At 36.4% G+C, this 5,978-nt stretch carries 7 protein-coding genes, 1 tRNA gene and 1 pseudogene; 6 read left to right on the top strand and 3 right to left on the bottom strand.

The genetic code is table 11. The features are described 5' to 3' along the window. The first annotated feature begins 231 nt into the window (after positions 1-231). The 3 genes from DVW83_RS13940 to DVW83_RS13930 are packed head-to-tail and all read left to right on the top strand — an operon-like array spanning position 232 to position 1,768. Positions 232-579, top strand: coding sequence for a carboxymuconolactone decarboxylase family protein (locus DVW83_RS13940; RefSeq protein WP_104661054.1), 348 nt, complete (start codon positions 232-234; stop codon positions 577-579). Between the two features lie 7 nt (positions 580-586). After that, positions 587-994, top strand: coding sequence for a cupin domain-containing protein (locus tag DVW83_RS13935; RefSeq protein ID WP_104661055.1), 408 nt, complete (start codon positions 587-589; stop codon positions 992-994). Positions 995-1,018: 24 nt separating this feature from the next. Further along, complete coding sequence (locus DVW83_RS13930; protein ID WP_104661056.1) at positions 1,019-1,768, top strand: SDR family oxidoreductase; 750 nt, start codon at positions 1,019-1,021, stop codon at positions 1,766-1,768. Between the two features lie 125 nt (positions 1,769-1,893). Here the strand turns inward: DVW83_RS13930 and DVW83_RS13925 are convergent, their stop codons facing one another. Then, positions 1,894-2,232: a hypothetical protein gene (locus DVW83_RS13925; RefSeq protein ID WP_104661057.1), complete on the bottom strand. Its 339-nt coding sequence runs from the start codon at positions 2,230-2,232 to the stop codon at positions 1,894-1,896. After that, complete coding sequence (locus DVW83_RS13920) at positions 2,201-3,430, bottom strand: DUF1576 domain-containing protein (RefSeq protein ID WP_238699432.1); 1,230 nt, start codon at positions 3,428-3,430, stop codon at positions 2,201-2,203. The genes DVW83_RS13925 and DVW83_RS13920 overlap by 32 nt, the downstream gene beginning before the upstream one ends. Before the next feature lie 353 nt (positions 3,431-3,783). Here DVW83_RS13920 and DVW83_RS13915 point away from each other — a divergent pair, with 353 nt between their 5' ends. Then, positions 3,784-4,350, top strand: a complete 567-nt coding sequence (locus tag DVW83_RS13915; RefSeq protein ID WP_005879467.1) for a TetR/AcrR family transcriptional regulator — start codon at positions 3,784-3,786, stop codon at positions 4,348-4,350. Between the two features lie 196 nt (positions 4,351-4,546). Then, positions 4,547-4,634 (top strand) — tRNA-Ser (locus DVW83_RS13910). 96 nt (positions 4,635-4,730) lie between these two features. On the opposite strand, the gene DVW83_RS13905 is transcribed toward DVW83_RS13910, so the two are convergent. Continuing rightward, positions 4,731-5,258, bottom strand: a complete 528-nt coding sequence (locus tag DVW83_RS13905) for a site-specific integrase (RefSeq protein ID WP_238699431.1) — start codon at positions 5,256-5,258, stop codon at positions 4,731-4,733. Between the two features lie 100 nt (positions 5,259-5,358). Between DVW83_RS13905 and DVW83_RS13900 the strand changes: the two are divergent. After that, positions 5,359-5,778: pseudogene (locus tag DVW83_RS13900) on the top strand (GH25 family lysozyme); the annotation flags it as partial. Positions 5,779-5,978 lie beyond the last annotated feature (200 nt).

The following is a 5,978-nucleotide window of genomic DNA, read 5'->3' as shown; positions in this document are numbered from 1 at the left end:
TTGTGGTTAAAAACATTGTACCGTAAAAGGGCTGTTACATGGCCTTTTATCTTTTACACAATTATATGGACTTTATCATGTATTTAAAGAAATTTATTATTTGTATTTTTTAATAAAACTATGCTTAACAAGCATATCAATAGTTTGAGCGAGGTATTAGACGGAAGGATGTTTTGGCTATAGGATGAGAGTGTAAAGAAACGAAATAAAACATAAAAAGGGTAGGCTACAATGGCACAAAAACAAACAGCAGGTCATGATCAATTAGGCGATTTCGCGCCAAAGTTCGCTGAATTGAATGATGACATTTTATTTGGAGAAGTCTGGTCTAGAGAAGAAGAATTAGCCCCTCATCAAAGAAGTTTGATCACTATTTCTGCATTGATTTCAGCGGGGAACTTTGAACAATTACCTGCTCATTTAAGAATAGGTAAACAAAATGGTATTACAAAAGAAGAAATCTCTGAAGTAATCACACATCTTTCATTTTACGTTGGTTGGCCAAAAGCATGGTCAGCATTCAATATAGCAAAAGAAATCTATCCAGTTGATGAAAATCATATCCAGAAAGAAGAGTGAATGTATAATGGCAAAAAATGAAGACGTAAAGAATGGGATAATCTTCCCCGTGGGAGACAAAAATGAAGCATACGCCGATGTATTTACTGGTCAAAGCTTTTTGAAGATGTTAGTTAATGATCCTGAAGTTTCAGTTGCTGTAGGAAATGTGACCTTTGAACCAGGTTGTCGAAACAATTGGCATGTCCACACAGATGGCTATCAAATTTTGTTAGTGACTGGTGGTGAAGGATGGTACCAAGAAGAAGGGGAAGCAGCGAGAAAACTACTTCCAGGCGATGTTGTAGTAACCCACAAAGGGATCAAACATTGGCATGGTGCAACGAAAGACAGTTGGTTCGAACATCTTGCCATCACATCAGGGGCATCCAAGTTTATGGAACCTGTGACAGATGTGGAATACAATAACTTATGATTTTTATTAGATGGGGGAATATAGATGAATAACATCAAAGGCAAAGTTGTGATTATCACTGGAGCGTCCAGCGGTATTGGAGAAGTGACTGCTCGCTTATTGGCGAAGGAGGGCGCAAAATTAGTTTTAGCAGCTAGAAGAGAAAAAAAATTGAAAGCAATCGTTGATGCGATCATATCAGAAAGCGGAGAAGCAATCTACCAAGTAACAGATGTGACGAACTCAAAAGAGAATGAACGTCTAGTTGCACGTGCGAAGGAAGTATATGGAAAAGTCGATGTGATTTTCTTGAATGCAGGGATTATGCCAAGTTCACCACTTTCTGCTTTAAAAGTGGAGGAGTGGAATCAAATGGTAGACATCAACTTAAAAGGTGTGCTTAATGGATTAGCAGCAGTGTTGCCAGAGTTCATAGGACAAAAATCTGGGCATGTGATCACTACGTCATCAGTTGCCGGTATCAAAGCATATCCTGGTAATGGGGTCTACGGTGCTACGAAATGGGCTGTCCGTAACCTGATGGAAGTATTAAGAATGGAATCCGCTCAAGAAGGGACAAATATTCGAACAGCAACGATCTACCCAGCTGCAATCAACACAGAATTATTAGACACGATTACAGATGAATCAGCGGCAAGTGGCATGAGCGCACTGTATGAACAACATGGAATCTCCCCAGATCGTATAGCAAATGTAGTTGCTTTTGCAATCAATCAACCAAGTGATGTAAATGTCAGTGAATTTACTGTGGGACCGACTACTCAACCTTGGTAAGATTTTTTCAATAAATGTTGATAGAAAAACTGGACGACTCATAGACAGCTAAATCTCGCAAATGACACTCTTGCAAGATTTAGCTGTCTATTTTACGTGTTCTGTTCACCAATTTTTATGAATATTTAAGAAATCTTTCGGAAGATTTTGATATTTATGATGGGTTGATCGTACATGATTTCGACATCATCGATCAAGCTCCCCAACAAATGATAGTCTTCACGGTCGTGAGAAGGACTGCCTAACAATTCTTGGTAGTAGATATCCATGCTTGGGTCCCGAGGAGTGTCTAAAAGCTTTGCCAGCTCGGATAGATCATTTGGCTGTTCAGCAATTTTTCCCTGTATTTCAACAAAAAGCCCTTCTTCGGTGTAGTCAACTCCAATGCGTATTTCTGTTATATCATGTGAGTATAGATACGTAAGAAACTCATCAATGATCCTTTTTGATAATTCTTTTTCCAAATAAATTCTTTTCCTTTCTAACGACAGTCAAGCTGTCTAAAATAGGTACAAGAATACCTGCCACGAATCCCGTTGAGAATCCGCTATTATATAAACTTAATCCACCATGCAAAGTGTTGACGTTGTGGACTAAAGCAATATGTAAAAATCCAGCGAGTACACCGTAAATACTGCCGTAAAATCCACTGATAGGTGCAAGTCCGGTACCAAAAATTGCTGCTACAATCATCGTTGTTTGATTCACTTTGTATACTGTACCAAATAGAGAGGCCAAATAGATACCAACTAAAATAGGAAAACAGTTTTTTAAATGACTACCGAAAGCACTGAAACCAGCGACGGACAAGATTGCTCCAACGATCGGACCATTTACTTTGCCACCAATCAGTAAAACATACACGCAAAGCATCTCACCTACAAGCCCCATGTTGATCAACGTTGCACCAATTCCAGAGATTGAAATGAAATCAGTTGTTACTTTTCCCGAGGTTTGAAAAATTGCCCGCATGCCTGTTAGTTTAAATGAATTGAAGAAAAAACCACAGACGGCAGTCAAAGAAAAGAAAATAAGCATGATCATGGTCAAGCTACGATGATAGTCTGTAGAAAGGACTGAGTGTGATTCAATTGAAAAATTAAATAATCGTAGAATACTGGTAATAGTCATTGCAATCAATCCCGAAGTAAACCCAATATTGTAGAGAGTAAAACCTCTGTGGAAAATCAAGGTTTGTGCTGCTAATGGCGGCAGTAAAAAACCAATGGCGATCCCTACAAGGTTGCCTAACAACATTCCTGTCAATAATGGTAAAGACATGCCAAATGTAATGTAACTAACAACAGGCGACAGTGCACTAGCAAATAGGCCTACCATAATATATTGTGAGAAAGGCTTGTGGACAAAACGAGCATAGAGATAGACACCTAAAATAATCGAAATTGAATTATAGAGATTTTTTCCAAAAAAGGAAAAACCTGTAACGGTCAAAATCGAAGCAAACATTGGACCATTCAAATTGACATTATGCCGATACGCTAATAGAATTGAAAGCAAAGTTAACGTACCAACATTTATAAATACGCTTCCAAAACCGCCTAAAGCTAAATAATCGGTCAGAAGATTACTCGGAGAAGTGATGATCGTATATAAACCCTTGATATTTTTGATAGGATCAGCAGAAATCAAACCGATACTCAGGAAAAAAAGTCAGGTAAACGTTAGATAAGAATACTTCTTCTTTTGTGAAATGATTCTTTTCTGAGGATGAATATAAATAACGTTGGTTTCGTTGTCCATTACACACCTTCTTTTTCTTTTTCTTTAACTATAACTTGAAATAAAAGTTTTGGTCAACTCTGATTTACATTTATATCAAATTTTGTAAGGGTAACCAGTAATTTTGCCAATTTTTAAATAATTATGTGTAATTGTTAAAAAAAATAAGAAAAAAATTTAAAATATAACGTTTTGAGTAAAATGTTTGCAAAAAACATCCAAAATCGGTTACAATAAAACAACATATATTGCAGTAAGAAGTGGGGGAGTTTTTAATGAGAAGAAAAGTCTATACAAAAGATCAAATTCTGAAAGCTGCTTATGATGTCGTTGCAAAGGAAGGTTTCAAAGGCTTTACTGCTAGAAACATTGCGAAAAAAATGGGTATCTCTACTCAGCCGATCTATCTGGAGTTCAAAAACATGGAGGATCTCAAGAATACTTTGTTAGACTCTATTTTTGAACATCTTAAAGAAACGGTTTTCCCAGTAGAGCGAACAGGAGACAAAATCATTGACCTTGGTTTGAATTACATTTACTTCGCAAAAAAGCAACACAGTCTTTACATGGCTTTGTACATCGATGAGCATGGGGATGGTCAAAAAATGCATGATTTCTCTTATAATTATTTCCGAGAAATTGTGAAAGAAGACAAACGATACAATCAATTATCTGACGAATATATTGATGCACTCCATACAGGAACATGGATCGCTGTAACTGGTATCGCATCATTGATGTCTTCAAATATCATGCACCCAACAGAAGAGCAAATCATCTCATTCATCAAACGAACAATCGATTCAATTTTAGCTTTAGAAGATCCTGAACAAATCAGATAAAACGAGTAACTATTTTACGTTATCTTACACAAGACTCATTCAAACATTCTTTTGTCAGTTGTTTGACCGAAAATGGTCTTCATTGGGAGTGGGAAAAATGATTCTTGTGTTTTTGTCTATACCTACATGAAAAAATTCATAGAAATAAAAAAACGTACTTGACATTTGTTCCGAAAAGTTTAAAAATAATACGTACGGAAGGTTGGCAGAGTGGTAATGCACCGGACTCGAAATCCGGCGAGCCGCAGTAATGTGGTGCACGGGTTCAAGTCCCGTACCTTCCTTCGTATCAACGTTTTTGAGCTATCTGGCGCTTGCTGGATAGCTCTCTTTTTTAAAAAGAGTACCCCTTTTAGTACCCCTTTTTGAATTTATCCCATTCATCCTCTCATATAATTTGAAAAGTTAGAAATAGTGGTCTTATTTTTATTTTCTGTAACGTGCGTGTAGATATTCGCTGTTGTTTGTATGTCTGCATGTCCTAATATTGCTTGAGCATCTTTTAGAGAAGCACCAGATTCAAAAAGTAAACTTGCGTGTGTATGTCGAAATCCATGAGCGGAAATTCGTTTCAGCTTTTCGTTTTTCTTATAAATTTGTTTCAACCAAAAACGTGTAATCGTTGGATTATACAATTCTCCATTATTGGAAAAAACTAAATTTGCCCTATCGAAAATATGAGTAAGTTTATTACTGCTTTTTTTATATTTTTTTAGAGCGTTTGATAACTCATGATCTAAATATATAGTTCTAACTCCATTTTTCGTTTTTGGCTCATTTACAATTAAACGCCCATTTTTGCCCCTTGTGATAGTTTTGTTTACGGTTAGGGTATTTGTATTAAAATTAATATCTGACCATGTCAAAGCGAATGCCTCGCCTTTACGTAAGCCAGTATAAGCTAACAAATAGAAAAAAAATCTTGATGCGATTGCGAAAGGGATAGTTGAAGCGATTACAGGCGAATCACTGAGTGGAGCTACTTCTTCTACAAATACAGTATCAAAACCACAAACACCATCCGACCATGACAAAGCAGTAGCAGCAAGTAAAGCTGTTCATCAAGGGAACGCATGGGCGAAACTAGAAAAGTTCAATGAAGTAAGTAAAGGGAAAATACGAATTGCTGGATGGCTGGTACCAGATAAACCAGAAGGTATAATCGGTAAATTTGCTTATGTATTGATCATGAAGCATGGCACAACTGAAGAAATCACTCGTGTGGCTTCGCAAGGAATCAAACGACCTGACGTGAAGAAAAATTATGGTTACAAAGGTGGCGATACCCTAGGAATGGACGTCATTGTAGATTTAGGTTGGGTGAAAAAAGGCACGAAAATTGATGTCATTTTCCGTCGTTGTAATCAAGCAAATGGTGAATCTGCAGTCAATGATGTTCCAATTAAGGATATTTATTTAACATTATAGTTGAGAAAAGCTCCTTATTGAAGAGTGATATATACTATAGGAATTATTTTTATATTAGATCATAAAAAATATTTAAACTTTTGATGATCTAATATAAAAATTTAAGACAAGTATATTGATTTTGATAAAGTCCATATAATTGTGTAAAAGATAAAAGGCCATGTAACAGCCCTTTTACGGTACAATGTTTTTAACCACAA

The organism is Enterococcus sp. VV15 (assembly GCF_005236045.1).
Lineage (GTDB): Bacteria > Bacillota > Bacilli > Lactobacillales > Enterococcaceae > Enterococcus_B > Enterococcus_B durans.
The sequence above is the reverse complement of the archived record's forward strand: the minus strand, read 5'-3'. Positions and strand labels throughout refer to the sequence as shown.